Annotated in this window: 18 protein-coding genes; 2 read left to right on the forward strand and 16 right to left on the reverse strand. The window is 43.6% G+C overall.

Annotated features, from left to right (window positions below; genetic code table 11):
- Positions 1–440: 440 nt before the first annotated feature.
- On the forward strand, positions 441–602 hold the full coding sequence (sspK, locus tag A3M5_RS0114775) for a small, acid-soluble spore protein K (protein ID WP_018394552.1): 162 nt from the start codon (positions 441–443) through the stop codon (positions 600–602).
- Positions 603–660: 58 nt separating this feature from the next.
- Positions 661–840 carry a hypothetical protein gene (locus A3M5_RS0114780; protein ID WP_018394553.1) on the forward strand — a complete coding sequence of 60 codons (180 nt, stop codon included), beginning with the start codon at positions 661–663 and terminating at the stop codon, positions 838–840.
- Positions 841–909: 69 nt separating this feature from the next.
- Here the strand turns inward: A3M5_RS0114780 and A3M5_RS24865 are convergent, their stop codons facing one another.
- The 16 genes from A3M5_RS24865 to A3M5_RS0114860 form a co-directional block, all read right to left on the reverse strand.
- Positions 910–1,035, reverse strand: coding sequence for a DUF4023 domain-containing protein (locus tag A3M5_RS24865; RefSeq protein ID WP_018394554.1), 126 nt, complete (start codon positions 1,033–1,035; stop codon positions 910–912).
- A gap of 191 nt (positions 1,036–1,226) precedes the next feature.
- Entirely contained in the window at positions 1,227–1,490 is a 264-nt protein-coding gene (locus A3M5_RS0114790) for an HPr family phosphocarrier protein (RefSeq protein WP_018394555.1), read from the reverse strand.
- A gap of 17 nt (positions 1,491–1,507) precedes the next feature.
- Positions 1,508–2,461, reverse strand: a complete 954-nt coding sequence (gene whiA, locus A3M5_RS0114795; RefSeq protein WP_018394556.1) for a DNA-binding protein WhiA — start codon at positions 2,459–2,461, stop codon at positions 1,508–1,510.
- Positions 2,462–2,488: 27 nt separating this feature from the next.
- Complete coding sequence (gene mgfK, locus A3M5_RS0114800; protein WP_196803592.1) at positions 2,489–3,451, reverse strand: gluconeogenesis morphogenetic factor MgfK; 963 nt, start codon at positions 3,449–3,451, stop codon at positions 2,489–2,491.
- A gap of 5 nt (positions 3,452–3,456) precedes the next feature.
- The gene (rapZ, locus tag A3M5_RS0114805) at positions 3,457–4,338 is read right to left on the reverse strand and encodes an RNase adapter RapZ (protein WP_018394558.1); all 882 of its coding nucleotides are present in this window, start codon (positions 4,336–4,338) and stop codon (positions 3,457–3,459) included.
- Positions 4,339–4,359: 21 nt separating this feature from the next.
- Complete coding sequence (locus tag A3M5_RS0114810; protein ID WP_018394559.1) at positions 4,360–4,818, reverse strand: NUDIX hydrolase; 459 nt, start codon at positions 4,816–4,818, stop codon at positions 4,360–4,362.
- 281 nt (positions 4,819–5,099) lie between these two features.
- Entirely contained in the window at positions 5,100–6,056 is a 957-nt protein-coding gene (gene trxB, locus A3M5_RS0114815; protein WP_018394560.1) for a thioredoxin-disulfide reductase, read from the reverse strand.
- Between the two features lie 99 nt (positions 6,057–6,155).
- Complete coding sequence (locus A3M5_RS0114820) at positions 6,156–7,667, reverse strand: tetratricopeptide repeat protein (protein ID WP_018394561.1); 1,512 nt, start codon at positions 7,665–7,667, stop codon at positions 6,156–6,158.
- Between the two features lie 105 nt (positions 7,668–7,772).
- Complete coding sequence (hisIE, locus tag A3M5_RS0114825; protein WP_018394562.1) at positions 7,773–8,402, reverse strand: bifunctional phosphoribosyl-AMP cyclohydrolase/phosphoribosyl-ATP diphosphatase HisIE; 630 nt, start codon at positions 8,400–8,402, stop codon at positions 7,773–7,775.
- Entirely contained in the window at positions 8,399–9,157 is a 759-nt protein-coding gene (hisF, locus tag A3M5_RS0114830) for an imidazole glycerol phosphate synthase subunit HisF (RefSeq protein WP_018394563.1), read from the reverse strand. Before hisF ends, hisIE begins: the two co-directional genes overlap by 4 nt.
- Positions 9,154–9,882 carry a 1-(5-phosphoribosyl)-5-[(5-phosphoribosylamino)methylideneamino]imidazole-4-carboxamide isomerase gene (gene hisA / locus A3M5_RS0114835; protein ID WP_018394564.1) on the reverse strand — a complete coding sequence of 243 codons (729 nt, stop codon included), beginning with the start codon at positions 9,880–9,882 and terminating at the stop codon, positions 9,154–9,156. The genes hisF and hisA overlap by 4 nt, the downstream gene beginning before the upstream one ends.
- Positions 9,879–10,517 (reverse strand): imidazole glycerol phosphate synthase subunit HisH, encoded by a 639-nt coding sequence (hisH, locus tag A3M5_RS0114840; protein WP_018394565.1) that lies wholly within the window; start codon positions 10,515–10,517, stop codon positions 9,879–9,881. The genes hisA and hisH overlap by 4 nt, the downstream gene beginning before the upstream one ends.
- The gene (gene hisB, locus A3M5_RS0114845) at positions 10,518–11,108 is read right to left on the reverse strand and encodes an imidazoleglycerol-phosphate dehydratase HisB (protein WP_018394566.1); all 591 of its coding nucleotides are present in this window, start codon (positions 11,106–11,108) and stop codon (positions 10,518–10,520) included.
- Between the two features lie 18 nt (positions 11,109–11,126).
- Entirely contained in the window at positions 11,127–12,395 is a 1,269-nt protein-coding gene (hisD, locus tag A3M5_RS0114850; RefSeq protein ID WP_018394567.1) for a histidinol dehydrogenase, read from the reverse strand.
- A 3-nt stretch (positions 12,396–12,398) separates the two neighbouring features.
- Positions 12,399–13,037 (reverse strand): ATP phosphoribosyltransferase, encoded by a 639-nt coding sequence (gene hisG, locus A3M5_RS0114855; RefSeq protein ID WP_018394568.1) that lies wholly within the window; start codon positions 13,035–13,037, stop codon positions 12,399–12,401.
- Positions 13,037–14,221 (reverse strand): ATP phosphoribosyltransferase regulatory subunit, encoded by a 1,185-nt coding sequence (locus A3M5_RS0114860; protein WP_026221747.1) that lies wholly within the window; start codon positions 14,219–14,221, stop codon positions 13,037–13,039. Before A3M5_RS0114860 ends, hisG begins: the two co-directional genes overlap by 1 nt.
- Positions 14,222–14,336 lie beyond the last annotated feature (115 nt).

Raw genomic sequence — 14,336 nt, forward strand, 5'->3', positions numbered from 1 at the left:
ACGCCTTCTTGACTTTCCACAATTTCACACAACAAACGTTTACACCTTCATTGACAAGCATGCACCACATCGGTTATTATGATACGGAAAAGAGGCGTTCGGAACGAATACCGCGAAACGCCTGCGGATAAAACAACGTGGAGGCCTGCGGACAGTAGGCGAATCCTTATCGTTATGTATCGGTGGTGCAACGGATAGCACGCAAGCCTCCGAAGCTTGAAATGCAGGTTCGATTCCTGCCGAGGGCGTCAATGTTTACAAATCCCATTGTGTTTTTACGACACAATGGGATTTTTTATGTTCATTTTTAATAGGTGCTGCTAGTTCACGGAACTTTTCCCATGATTTTTATGAAGAGTCCCATGATAATTCTATTTCTTTTACCTATACTAGTCATACGCGGAAACGCGTGCATCTAATACGTGTCTGGAGGGGAAATAATGAGAAATAAAGCGAAAAACTTCCCGATTACCTCGATGAAAGGAGAAGCGGGAAAAGCACGGGCTAAGCCAGAATTTGCTTCCAAACGAGCAAACGGCACCATTAATACACATCCTCAAGAACGCATGAGAGCTTCGAATCAAAGAACAACGGACACATAAGTAAAAGAAAGTTCTTCTTCAATTGAAAAGAACGAAATATTTGAATGGAGGCTTGACCATGAGAAGAAACGATTATAAAACAGGCAGTAACTATGGAAATCATTTAGCCCATACAGCAAAAAATTTAAAAATAAAATCAAATACAGTCAATGAAGAGTATGCCCGTGAAATAGCTGAACTCGATAGCCTGAAAAAAGAACGAGGGCGAACGAATTTAAGTAAATACCGGAACAAATAAAATTAAACAAAAACAACCACCCTTCATTTTTGTATAGGGTGGTTGTTTTTACTATTTGTCAATAGTTAGTTATTGCTGTTTGGTCGGCAATTTTTTATCAGGATGACCGTTACCTTGTCTCTTTTTATTCCGTTCGTCTTTTTGCTTTGTATCATTTAATTTCTCTACAAAATCATGTGTGCTCTCTTTTTCCATCAATTTTCCCTCCTTGTTGATTAAGAATAGTTTTTAATTTAACCAAAAACCTTTAGAAACATGCGTATACGCTTGCTCTTTCTACATTTGCAAATAATGAACGATAAAAGACGCCTTGCGTGTTACAAGGCGCCCATTCTTTTATTTTTATTCCATTCATCCATCCGTGCAGAAGGGTTTTAAGCTTTTTTTTATACCCACTCTTCCCGTTCAACAAGAGATGCTAATGTTTCGACGGCTATTTCTTCTTCTCGTCCTTCAGCGCTGATCGTAACAGTTGCACCACGTCCTAGCGCAAGGCTCATAATGCCCATAATACTTTTAGCGTTAATTTTTTTTCCGTCTTTTTCAAGAAAAATTTCGGCACTGAATCGATTCGCTTCCTGTACAAATAAGGCAGCCGGTCTTGCTTGCAGTCCGGATTTTAACTGGACGCTTACTTTTTTATCAACCATTTTATCCACTCCTTTTTTTATTTTTCCGCTGATGTAAGCTCTCCAGCTCGAATTTTATTGGCAATTTCATCTATTTTACGCAGGCGATGATTGATACCTGATTTACTAATCGCCGTTCTCGACACCATTTCTCCGAGCTCTTTTAACGTCACATCTTGATGAAGAACGCGCAGCTCTGCAATTTCGCGAAGCCGGTCTGGCAATATACCAAGTCCGACCGTTTTATCAATATATTTTATATTTTCGACCTGGCGCAAAGCAGCACCTATCGTTTTATTCAAATTCGCTGTTTCACAGTTTACAAGACGGTTTACGGAATTGCGCATATCCCGGATAATACGTACATCTTCAAAACGCATTAATGCGTTATGCGCTCCAATAACACTAAAGAAGTCAGATATTTTTTCTGCCTCTTTCAAATACGTGATGAATCCCTTTTTTCGTTCAAGCGGTTTAGCATTTAAATGAAACGTATTCATCAACTCACAAAGTGCTTCATTATGCTCCTGATAAAGAGAAGATACTTCTAAATGATAAGAGGATGTTTCTGGATTATTTACGGATCCACCTGCTAAAAAGGCACCACGCAAATAGGCACGGCGGCAGCAATCTTTGTCAATAATTTTATGAGAAATGTGATGAACAAATGAAAAACCTTTTTCAACAATGGCAAGATCATCGAGTATTTCTTTTGACGCTTCTTTTAACCGGACAATATAGACATTATTTTTTTTCAATCTCATTTTTTTACGGACGAGAAGCTCTACTACCGCTTCATAGTTTCGTTTAATTAACACGTAAATACGACGGGCAATCGCCGCATTTTCCGTTTGTATGTTGACGACAAGCTGTTTGTTGGAAAAAGACAGCGAGCCATTCATACGAATGAGCGCAGACAATTCTGCCTTCGCACAACATCCACTCGTTTCAATGGTCGTCAGTTCTTTTTTCGTTTCTGATGCAAAAGACAACATCACCACTCCTCTCGTGATGTCCACTTACCGTTTCGGGATGAGACGCACTAATATTTCGGCTACTTTCGCTGTATCATGTCGGATAATACTGTCTTCGTACGTGACAATGTCATCAATGATGGCATTAAGCCCCATTGATTCCAGTTTAGTCACATCATACACGACTGGTTTAGCCATTTCTTCTTTATAAATCTCTTGAATACGATCAGGGATTGGTTCTTTATTGACAAGAATCGTGTCAATAAACGAACATTTCATATGATCGTAAATCGCTCTGACATGATCGGCTGCTGTAAAATCAAGCGTTTCCCCCGCCTGGGTCATCAAATTGCAAATATACACTTTTTTTGCCTTTGCGGTACATACTTTTTCACCGATTTCCGGTACTAATAAATTCGGCAATATACTCGTGTACAAACTGCCTGGACCAATGATAATTAAATCGGCTTCCTGAATCGCACGAATCGTTTCCGGGAGTGGTTTAATTTCCTCTGGTGTTAAAAATACACGATGGATTTTCTTTTCAGAATAAGGGATTTTCGATTCTCCTGATACAATCGACTGATCATCCATTTCCGCATGAAGAATAACACTTTCATTCGCGGCTGGCAGTACTTTGCCCCGCACATTTAATACGCGGCTCATTTCTTGAATCGCATGGCCAAAGTCACCAGTAATAGATGAAAGAGCCGCAATCATTAAATTGCCGAGTGCATGGCCGTACAGTTCATTTTCCGTTGAAAATCGATGCTGGAAAAGGGATTCGACAAGCGGCTCCACATCTGATAATGCGGCGAGTACATTACGAATATCTCCTGGCGGCGGAATATTCAACTCATTTCGCAGCCGTCCGGAGCTGCCGCCATCATCCGCCACTGTGACAATCGCTGTCAAGTCAATCGGATGGCGCTTCAGTCCCCGGAGTAGTACAGACAGTCCCGTTCCACCGCCAATAATAACAACTTTTGGCTGCGGATCGTTCATCATGTTCATCATGACTTTGCAGCCTTTCGCTTATCAATATCGCGGTGGGTAACCCGTGTCGTGTAATTATCCGCAAAATAGTTTGCCAAGTATTCAGAAAGAGCAACTGAACGATGCTGACCGCCCGTACAGCCGATCGCAATGACAAGCTGTGACTTTCCTTCTATTTTATAATGGGGCATCATAAACGTGAGGAGATCGGACACTTTTTCAAGAAACTTTTGCGTATCCGTCCATTTCATTACGTATTCTGCTACATCTGTATCAAGCCCTGTACGTGGTCTCATATGCTCAATATAATGCGGATTCGGCAAAAACCGCACATCAAAAACAAGATCCGCATCAATTGGCAAGCCGTGTTTAAATCCAAATGACATCACATTTACTGTAAATGATGCTTCCTTATCCGGCGAAAATTCACGCATAATGGTTTCGCGTAAATCTTTTGGTTTCATTTTTGATGTATTCAAAATCATGTGTGCTCGGCCGCGTAAATCATTTAACAGTTCGCGCTCCTGATGAATGCCGTCAAGTGGGCGATCATCACGTGAAAGTGGATGTGTCCGGCGTGTTTCTTTATAACGGCTGACAAGAACTTCATCTTCAGCGTCTAAAAAAAGCACTTTTGGCGCTGCATTGAGTGTTTCTGCTGCTTCATCAAGCGCCGTCGATAAATGATCAAAAAATTCACGTCCGCGCATATCCATAACAATGGCTACTTTTTTCAACTGCTGTCCGGAATCTTTTATTAATGTTAAAAAAGGCTGGAGAAGCGTGGGCGGCAAGTTATCCATGCAATAAAAACCAAGGTCTTCAAAACTTTGGACAGCAACCGTTTTACCAGCACCTGACATTCCTGTGATAATGACAAGCTGTACATCATTTGCCATGGTCATTCCCCTTTCTATTCATCAACTTGGGTCGAGACGGTATGAAATCAATTCGAAATCGGGTGTATACGTAAACGCTCCATATAACAGTCCGGTTCCATGTACCATATACTCCAGCAAATGACGATCTCCTTCTGCCATTGGAAGGTCCTTCAATTCCTCAACCGACTTCCAGTGAAGGGTCCCTTCTCTCGTTTCTGACAGCACGAAGCCATCCGCCTGCTCAGCAAAAAAGGTAAACATCATCCACTCAGACAGCACTTTATCCTCGTCTTTAATAATAAAAGTGAATATACCTTTTACGTTTGGATTGCGTAAATAAAGTCCCGTTTCTTCACGATACTCACGAATGACCGCATCTCGGACAGATTCGCCAGGCTCCATTTTCCCACCGGGTGCCACCCACCAGCCCCGGCGCGGTTTTTGCATTAAGAGCACTTGTCCATCTTTTATTAACACACAATTTGTGACACGCTGCACAATAACACCCCCCCACACAAAGTTAGTCCAATACTTCTTTCCTTTATTATATATGCACACTCTAAGAACTTCAACGCTGCCGGGTGTTTATTTGAAAAGCGGAGAGCGGCTGATCCGGTGCGACAAGCAACTGGATCTTGCATGCGAGTAATTTCACACATGCAAAAAGCGCCCGGGCAATGCCGGGCGCAATGTAAAAAAATCTGCAGGGGGCAGTCTAATTACATGTTCATTATATCAATTACATATTTCAGAAGGATTACGCTCGTGTAAAAAACGGATTACGCTTTAACGCCTATTTCTTCTTTCAATTCTTCAATAAAGTGCTGAGCAGCTTGCGCCGCGATGCTTCCATCACCGGTTGCTGTCACAATTTGACGAAGCATTTTTTCACGAACATCTCCCGCTGCATAAATGCCAGGAACATTCGTTTCCATTTTTTCATTCGTCACGATGTAGCCTTCTTCATTTGTAATGCCGAGGTCAAGGAATGGCTTCGTGAGCGGCAGCATACCAATATAAATGAAAACACCATCCACTGGAAGTTCTTGCTCTTCCCCATTTTCTGTCGAAACAAGTGTCACGCTGCCAACTTTACCGTCTTTATCATGAATTTCTTTCAACGTATGACTCCAGATGAAGTCCACTTTTTCATTTGCGAATGCACGGTCTTGCAAAATCTTTTGTGCACGCAGTTCATCACGGCGATGCACGATTGTCACTTTTTTCGCAAAACGTGTCAAATAAACGCCTTCTTCAACAGCAGAATCTCCGCCGCCGATCACAACAAGGTCTTTTTCTTTAAAAAATGCACCGTCGCATACCGCACAATATGATACGCCTCGGCCGCCAAGTTCATTTTCACCAGGTACACCAATTTTTTTGTACTGCGCACCTGTCGTAATGATGATTGTACGTGCTTTATATTGTTTTGAGCCTGCATCAACCGTTTTATATTCTTTGCCATCGATAATTTTTTTAATATCACCATATGCATATTCCGCACCGAATTTCTTTGCATGATCGAACATTTTTGTTGACAGTTCAGGGCCAAGAATGTGCTCATAGCCTGGGTAGTTTTCAACATCTTCCGTATTCGCCATCTGTCCGCCAGGGACGCCGCGCTCAATCATAAGTGTAGAAAGATTTGCACGTGATGTATAAACAGCCGCCGTCATTCCCGCAGGGCCGGCACCGATAATGATCACGTCATAAATTTTCTCTTCAGTAGCAGTCATAATCAACTCTCCTTCGCTTTTTAATTTATACTCATAAACATATTTTTTAGATTATGTTTTCATCGTACTGAATTTCAGTATTTACGTCTATTATTATGCTCACAGAAGGTGCTCGCGAATAAATTTAGCGTATTTCTGTACAGTTGAAACAGAGACACCATACTGATTAGCCATATCCGACTGGCTAACGGGTTCACTTCGCAATTTTCGCCAGACATATTCTACAGCTGCTGCCAATGCGTCAGGCTTCGACAGTTTTGCATTATGATACTGAAGCTCTAAAAAAATCGAAAACCAGATCATAAACAGACCCGCTTCCTCCTTTTTGAGCGGTCGGAAATGGCGGTATAATATAAGAGCTGTATCATGCGCCAGACGCGTATTCATTTCAATAAAGAGCGAACTGTCCACCGGCATCCCGAGCACATCCGCCATATAAATTTTCTCATGCGGCTGCAAATGATCGATATCGCAAAATCCAGGATGAGTCATGACTTCTTTTTGATCACCAGTAAGCGATAATAAGAAAATACCAAATAACCGTTCTTCATCCCGTTCTCCATTCAAATAACGGACAATTTCTTCGGGATTACGCTGTATTTCCCCTTCTTCTTGGGGGCCATTCCATGGTTCGAGCCCTTCTTTTTCTGGGTTGCCACGGATGACTTTTTTCCATATTTTGCGCGCTGTTTCATGACGCCCAGTAAAATGTGCAGCATAGGCGAGCCAATAATAAAAGCCTGCTTCGCCTTCAAATCCATTTTTATAAAGCTTTTTCAGCCATCTGTAGGCATCTTGATAACGGCCAATAAGTGCGAACGTCGCACCGATTTTAAACTGCTGATCGGGAATAAGCGGCTGTACTTTTGCCAGCTGATCAGCCAAATAATCAAGTGGTTCCTGCTTTTTTTCATAAAAATAAAACACGATTTTATTACAGATCGCGTGCAAGTTGCCCGGATTTTTCTCTAGCACATCATTCAACATGTGATGCGCTTTTTCAGTTTGCCCGAGATAAAAATAAGCGAGTGCCAAATTATTGTATGCTGCCCAAAAATCAGGATACTTTTTTACCGATTCTTCAAGGTGAGCAGCCGCTTTCGCAAAATGACCGCTTTCAAGCAAAAAGCGTGCTTCTTCTTGCAGCTCCATCATCTCATCCTGCTCGTACAAATCGTCAAAAGCTTCTTCACTGTCTAGCGTAATTATATCAAGCAAATCTTCTGCGTCGTCGCTATACTCGCCGTCTTCATTCATATCTAAATATGCTTGTGCATGACGAAACGCGTCTTTAAACGATCCGATATGCACATAATTATTGGCTAAAAAATAGTGGCACTCACTCATATTCGGATCCAGATCATCGAGCACGAAATGGAGCAGACCATTCGACTGTTCATAATGACCAAGTTCTGTTTCCACAATGGCTAGCTGGCAGGCAATGACCGGCTCAAGCGGTTCTAAATCCATCGCCCGTGAAAAGTATTTTTTTGCTTTTGCCAGCTCCCGTTTTTCGAGCGCTTTCATTCCTTTTGAATAGTAAAACTCTCCCGTCGGAAAAAAAGGAACAATATTCCTGTTTTCTTTCCAGCTCATTGAGTCATTTCCCATGAAAATCCTCCGTACGTTCTATATGATTAACTTATGCATTATATCATAGGTACACGCTGAAAGAATAGAGAGAAAAAGCCGGCCCTAAACTGGGCCGGCTTGATCTTATTCTTTTCCTTTACCTTCATGTCGCCGTGCCAGTACAGATAATACATCATCAAGCGCCAGATCTTGCTCACGGAGCAGAACAAGCAAGTGATATATTAGATCGGCTGCTTCCCACTGCAATTCTTCTTTATCACGGTTTTTCGCCGCAATAATGACTTCCGATGCTTCTTCGCCAACTTTTTTCAATATTTTATCGACGCCTTTTTCAAATAAATACGTCGTATATGCACCTTCTGGACGATTTTGCTCGCGGTCAGCAATTACCTGCTCAAGCTGCTGCAAAATCGAATAGGGCAACGAGCCGCTTTCATCGCCATAAAATGGTTCATCAAAGCAGCTTGTCGTGCCGCGGTGACAAGCTGGCCCTGCAGGCTCTACTTTGACAACGATCGCATCTTTATCGCAGTCAAATTGCATTGATACGACTTTTTGCGTATTGCCGCTTGTTGCCCCTTTATTCCATAATTCCTCGCGTGAACGGCTGTAAAACCACGTTTCGCCTGTTTCCATCGTTTTCTCAAGTGACTCTTTATTCATATAGGCAAGCGTCAATACTTCGTACGTTGTCGCATCCTGCACAATCGCAGGCACGAGCCCTTTTTCATCAAATTTCACTTCTTCAATCATCTGACGTTTACCCCCATGTTTCTTAAAAATTGTTTAACTTCTCCGACACCTGTTTCTTTATAATGAAAAATCGATGCTGCCAGCGCCGCATCTGCCTTCGCTTCTTTAAATACATCAAAGAAGTGCTCCGCATTGCCGGCGCCGCCGGATGCAATGACCGGAACAGAAACTGCATCGCCAACGGCCTTTGTGAGCTCAATATCAAAGCCTTTTTTGCTTCCATCTTCGTCCATGCTCGTCAGCAAAATTTCACCAGCGCCCCGTTCCACCGCTTCTTTCGCCCAGTCAATGACATTTCGTTCTGTCGGTGTCCGGCCGCCATGCGTATACACGCGCCACGTACCCATTTCATCGTCGTATTTTGCATCGATCGCAATGACGATACATTGTGAGCCGAAAAAAGCAGCTCCCTCGTTGATCAAATCCGGATTGTTCACAGCGGCTGTATTTAATGATACTTTATCTGCTCCTGCACGTAAAATCCGTTTCATATCATCGAGTGCGTTAATCCCGCCGCCCACTGTAAATGGAATCGCCAGTTCCGACGCCACGGCCTGCACAACGTCAACCATCGTCTTCCGTCCTTCAACTGACGCGGAGATATCGAGGAAAACAAGTTCGTCTGCTCCTTGTTCATCATATACACGAGCCAGTTCAACCGGGTCGCCTGCATCGCGTAATTCAACGAATTGAATGCCTTTTACGACGCGGCCTTCTTTTACATCGAGACATGGGATAATACGTTTTGTCATCATTTCGCCACCTCCAGCGCTTCTTTCACACTAAAACGGCCCGTATAAATGGCTTTTCCGCAAATGGCACCGGATAAGCCATCTGCTTCAAATTTTGCTAGTTCACGCAAATCATCAAGAGAACTAACACCGCCTGACGCAATAACACTTTTCCCTGTCACACGTGCAAGTTCTGCTGTTGCTTCTGTATTTGGACCAGACAGCATCCCATCATTTGCAATGTCGGTGAAAATAAACGTTTCTGCACCTGCATCCGCAAATTCTTTTGCAAGATCCACTGCTTTCATAGACGATGTTTCCAACCAGCCATGTGTTGCTACATAGCCATTTTTCGCATCAAGACCAATCGCAATTTTATCTCCATATGTACCGAGCCATTGCTTTACGAGTTCCGGTTCTTTTACAGCAAGGCTGCCAATAATGACTCGATCGACACCGTTATCAAGATAATGACGGACATCTTCCTCTGTCCGGATACCACCGCCAATTTGAACACGGGCAGAGAGTTTTTGTGCCGCTTCAATGACGAACTTATCATTGACACGCTGTCCATCTTTTGCGCCATCAAGATCTACCATGTGAATCCATTCTGCGCCCTGCTCCACAAATGATTTTGCCATATCAAACGGCGAATCACCATATATCGTTTCCTGATTATAATCGCCCTGTACGAGACGGACACATTTGCCGCCGCGCATATCAATGGCCGGGTAAATGGTAAAACTCATATCATTTCCTCCGATCGTTCCATCGCTTTTGCAAAATTGGCAAGCAGTTGCATGCCTGTTTCACTGCTTTTTTCCGGGTGAAACTGCATACCAAATACGTTGTCACGGCCGACAACTGCAGGTACTTGAACACCATAAGTAGCGCTCGCAAGCAGTGACGCCTCATCGATACTGTCTACGTAATACGAATGGACGAAGTAAACAAACCCTTCTTCCATGTCTTGCAGCACGGGTGCTTCTTGATGAAAATGAAGCTTATTCCAGCCCATATGCGGCACTTTCAGCCTTTCACCATCCACATCCCGATCCGGAATACGCACAACGCGCCCTTTTAACAATCCAAGCCCTTTAAAATGGCCATTTTCTTCGCTTTCTTCAAATAGAAGCTGCATGCCAAGACAAATACCAAGAAGTGGACGGCCACTCTCCACATAACTATGAATAAATTGATCGAGCTTTTTTTCCCGCAGACTGGCCATCGCATCTTTAAAAGCACCAACACCTGGCAGCAGGAGCCCTTTTGTGTTAGTCAATTCTTCTGGTGATTCGCTGATTATATATGGAATACCGATTCGCTCAAGCGCTTTGCTAACGCTGAATAAATTGCCCATTCCATAATCAATGATGCCGATCATTTACAACATCCCTTTCGTCGATGGTACACCTTTCACACGCGGGTCAATCGTCGTCGCTTCGTCAATTGCGCGCGCCATCGCTTTAAACACCGCTTCAATCATATGGTGCGTATTTTGACCATAATGAATAATGACGTGTAAATTAATACGTGCTTCTAAAGCAAATTTCCACAAAAACTCATACACGAGTTCCGTATCAAATGTGCCGACTTTTTGCGCCGGAAACTCGCCGCGCATTTCAAAATGAGGACGGTTGCTCAGATCCACAACGACCTGTGCAAGCGTATCATCCATCGGCACAAAAAAGCTGCCATATCGCTTAATGCCTTTTTTATCTCCAAGCGCATTCTTAAGTGCCGTGCCGAGAACAATACCAAGATCTTCTGTCGTATGATGATCATCCACATCAACGTCTCCGTCTGCTTTCACTGTCAGATCAAAATGACCGTGCTTCGTGAAAAGGTCCAGCATATGGTTCATAAATGGCACACCAGTGTCAATATTTGACTTTCCTTCACCGTCCACCTCAAATGCGAGGTCAATTTTCGTTTCACCTGTATAACGTTGCAGTTCTGCATAGCGATTTCCCATTATGAACCCTCTTTCTTTTTAATCGTTACGCGCTTCAATTGCGCGGGCATGTGCTTCTAATCCTTCAAGCCGGGCAAATGCAGCAATTTTCGCACCATGTTGATCAAATGCCTGCTTGCTGTACATAATAATACTCGATTTTTTCATAAAGTCATCGACGGACAACGGACCAGAAAAGCGGGCCGTACCGTTCGTCGGCAATACATGATTCGGACCCGCAAAATAATCGCCAACCGGCTCCGATGAATAACGGCCGATAAAGATCGCTCCGGCATGTTTAATATCTTTCACAAGATTAAGAGCAGCATCTGTTATGATTTCAAGATGCTCCGGTGCCAGTTCATTAATCGTTTGAACCGCTTCTGTCATTGTTTCCGCTACATAAATCGCTCCGTAATCTTCAATTGACGCACGCGCTATTTCCGAACGCGGCAACGACACAAGCTGCTCATCAATCTCGCGCGCAACAGCCTGCGCCAATTCCTGTGAAGTCGTGACGAGTACAGCAGACGCTCTCTTGTCATGTTCCGCCTGTGACAGCATATCCGCTGCCACTTCTTTCGCAGAAGCCGTCTCATCAGCGAGTACCGCAATTTCACTAGGTCCCGCAATCATGTCAATATCTACATCGCCGAACACTTCCCGTTTTGCAAGTGCTACGAATATGTTGCCCGGTCCAGTAATTTTGTCAACAGCTTTAATGGATTCCGTTCCATAGGCAAGAGCAGCTACCGCCTGCGCACCACCAACTTTATACATCTCTTTCACGCCAGCAATGTCAGCCGCCACAAGCACACCTGCTGGAAGTTTCCCGTTTGGCCCTGGTGGGGACACCATAACAATTCGCTCAACGCCGGCTGTTTTCGCCGGCATGACGTTCATCAAAACGGAAGATGGATACGCTGCTGTACCGCCTGGAACGTAAACACCCGCTGAATCAAGCGGCGTCATTTTCTGTCCGAGAATAGAGCCGTCCGCATTTGTATATAGCCATGTTTCCCGTTTTTGCTTTGCATGAAAAGACGCAATATTGTCCGCTGCCTCACGAATGATGTTGATCATCTCATCATCAAGCGTCTCGTATGCTTCGTTGATTTCTTCCTGTGTCACTTTTAAGCCGGTTAATTTTGCGCCGTCAAATTTTTCTGTATACGCGAAAAGCGCACGGTCGCCATTTTCTTTTACCTCATTAATAATAGCACGAACGATCTGCTGCTGATCTTCTGTTCCCGCATCGACGGAACGTTTAATGGACAATCCCGCTGTGATCCGCTCTGGCTTAATCATCTATTACTGCACCGCCGTTTCTGCAATCGTATCCGTTAAGCGGGTGACAAGCTTTGAAATGTCGGCATTTTTCATCCGGTAACTGACCGGATTCACAATAAGACGCGACGTAATGCCGACGATCGTTTCATACTCAACGAGACCGTTTTCTTTTAACGTTTGACCCGTTGAGACAATATCGACAATGCGGTCTGATAGGCCAATTAACGGCGCTAATTCAATTGAACCGTTTAACTTAATAATTTCGACTTGTTCACCTTTTCCGCGAAAATACGTCGATGCTACATTCGGATATTTCGTCGCAATTTTCGGCGCGACTTCGTTTAACGATGTATTCGGAAGACCGGCAACAGCTAAGTAGCACGGACTGATTTTCAAATCAAGCAACTCATATACATCACGTTCTTCTTCTAATAACACATCTTTACCGGCAATGCCCACATCCGCGACGCCATGTTCGACATAGGTTGCCACATCCATTGGCTTTGCAAGGAAAAAGCGCATATTTTCTTCCGGTACTTCAATAATCAGTTTTCGCGATTCATCAAGTTCTGGGGGAAGCTGATAGCCTGCTTCCTGTAAAAGCGCCGCTGCTTCTTCAAATATACGTCCTTTTGGCATCGCAATCGTTAACATTGACATCAAACTTTACCTCCATTACTTGATTTCCCGACAAAAAACGTTACATTTTTGCTCGTTTGTGTGAATGTATCCACATCTTTCACACCAGCAACATCCTGTAAAAGGACATATTCTCCATTTGCACGGCGTTTTTGTGCTTCTTCAATGGCTTCAACGCGTCGTTCATTGCTAAACAAAATGCAATGAACGCCTTCCTCTTCTTCCAATTGCTCCAACGCCTCAAGCAAAAAGTCTACACGAAGACCGAATCCTGTCGCACCAGCTGGTTGACCAAACTTCCCTAATAAATTATCGTAGCGGCCGCCGTTTCCGACAGGGGCACCTACACCGTCTGCATATACTTCAAACACAAGTCCTGTATAGTAGCTCATATGGCTGACGAGCGGCAAATCAAACGTCACATATTGATCAACATTGTATTCTTTCAACCGGTCATACACCGTTTTTAATTCATTAAGCGCTTCGCTTCCTGCGCTTCCTTCGACTAATTTTATTGCTTCATCTAAGCAGTCAATGCCGCCGGACAAGTTTAAAAATTGCAAAAGTCGCTGTTTATCAATCGATGAAAGCGGCAAACTTGCGATGTGCTCACGATAGCCAACATAATTTTTCTCATAAAGGAAGCGGCGCAGCTGTTCAGAGCGCTCTTCCGTGCCGAGAATTTGCCGGAATAATTCATCTATAAAACGAATATGTCCAAGTGAAATTTGGAAATTTTCCAAGCCTGATTTTTTCATAACGGATACAAGCAGCGCAATCACTTCAGCATCCGCGCTAATCGTATTGTCACCAATCAATTCCACACCAATTTGCTCAAATTCAGCGGCCCGCCCGCCTTCACGCTGCTGCGCACGGTATACACTCGCTGAATAGGCAAGACGTAATGGAATACGCTCTTTTAACAGTTTTGACGCGGCAACACGTGCAATCGGTGCAGTCATATCTGGACGCAGCACGAGCGTATTGCCTTGCTGATCAAGCAATTTAAAAAGCTGGCGGTCTAAAATGGCTGACGCATCGCCAACTGTTTCATGATATTCAAGCGCAGGTGTTTCAATAAAACGATAGCCCCAGCTTCTCATTTCCTGTTCCGCAGCTTCTTTTAATTTTCGTCTCGTTTCATAAATGTGCGGCAACGTATCCCGCATTCCAACAGGCTTTTCAAACATTAACAGTTTCGACATTTCATCACCCAATCTATCATTATTTTCCATTTTTACTTTAGTTCGCTAATACACTAAAGATTCATTATCTGTATTTTAACGGTTCTGATAATTCACGTCAAGCCAAAAAACCGGG

The organism is Bacillus sp. 37MA (assembly GCF_000372765.1).
Lineage (GTDB): Bacteria > Bacillota > Bacilli > Bacillales > Domibacillaceae > Domibacillus > Domibacillus aminovorans.

What these genes read in the sequence shown, in the direction of transcription:
- A3M5_RS24865 (WP_018394554.1), bottom strand. Translation starts at nt 1,035, where the DNA reads ATGGAAAAAGAGAGCACACATGATTTTGTAGAGAAATTAAATGATACA.
- sspK (WP_018394552.1), top strand. Translation starts at nt 441, where the DNA reads ATGAGAAATAAAGCGAAAAACTTCCCGATTACCTCGATGAAAGGAGAA.
- rapZ (WP_018394558.1), bottom strand. Translation starts at nt 4,338, where the DNA reads ATGGCAAATGATGTACAGCTTGTCATTATCACAGGAATGTCAGGTGCT.
- hisA (WP_018394564.1), bottom strand. Translation starts at nt 9,882, where the DNA reads ATGAGTTTTACCATTTACCCGGCCATTGATATGCGCGGCGGCAAATGT.
- A3M5_RS0114790 (WP_018394555.1), bottom strand. Translation starts at nt 1,490, where the DNA reads ATGGTTGATAAAAAAGTAAGCGTCCAGTTAAAATCCGGACTGCAAGCA.
- A3M5_RS0114820 (WP_018394561.1), bottom strand. Translation starts at nt 7,667, where the DNA reads ATGGGAAATGACTCAATGAGCTGGAAAGAAAACAGGAATATTGTTCCT.
- hisB (WP_018394566.1), bottom strand. Translation starts at nt 11,108, where the DNA reads ATGGGAAATCGCTATGCAGAACTGCAACGTTATACAGGTGAAACGAAA.
- A3M5_RS0114860 (WP_026221747.1), bottom strand. Translation starts at nt 14,221, where the DNA reads ATGTCGAAACTGTTAATGTTTGAAAAGCCTGTTGGAATGCGGGATACG.
- hisIE (WP_018394562.1), bottom strand. Translation starts at nt 8,402, where the DNA reads ATGATTGAAGAAGTGAAATTTGATGAAAAAGGGCTCGTGCCTGCGATT.
- mgfK (WP_196803592.1), bottom strand. Translation starts at nt 3,451, where the DNA reads ATGATGAACGATCCGCAGCCAAAAGTTGTTATTATTGGCGGTGGAACG.
- hisD (WP_018394567.1), bottom strand. Translation starts at nt 12,395, where the DNA reads ATGATTAAGCCAGAGCGGATCACAGCGGGATTGTCCATTAAACGTTCC.
- hisG (WP_018394568.1), bottom strand. Translation starts at nt 13,037, where the DNA reads ATGTCAATGTTAACGATTGCGATGCCAAAAGGACGTATATTTGAAGAA.
- hisF (WP_018394563.1), bottom strand. Translation starts at nt 9,157, where the DNA reads ATGATGACAAAACGTATTATCCCATGTCTCGATGTAAAAGAAGGCCGC.
- A3M5_RS0114780 (WP_018394553.1), top strand. Translation starts at nt 661, where the DNA reads ATGAGAAGAAACGATTATAAAACAGGCAGTAACTATGGAAATCATTTA.
- trxB (WP_018394560.1), bottom strand. Translation starts at nt 6,056, where the DNA reads ATGACTGCTACTGAAGAGAAAATTTATGACGTGATCATTATCGGTGCC.
- hisH (WP_018394565.1), bottom strand. Translation starts at nt 10,517, where the DNA reads ATGATCGGCATCATTGATTATGGAATGGGCAATTTATTCAGCGTTAGC.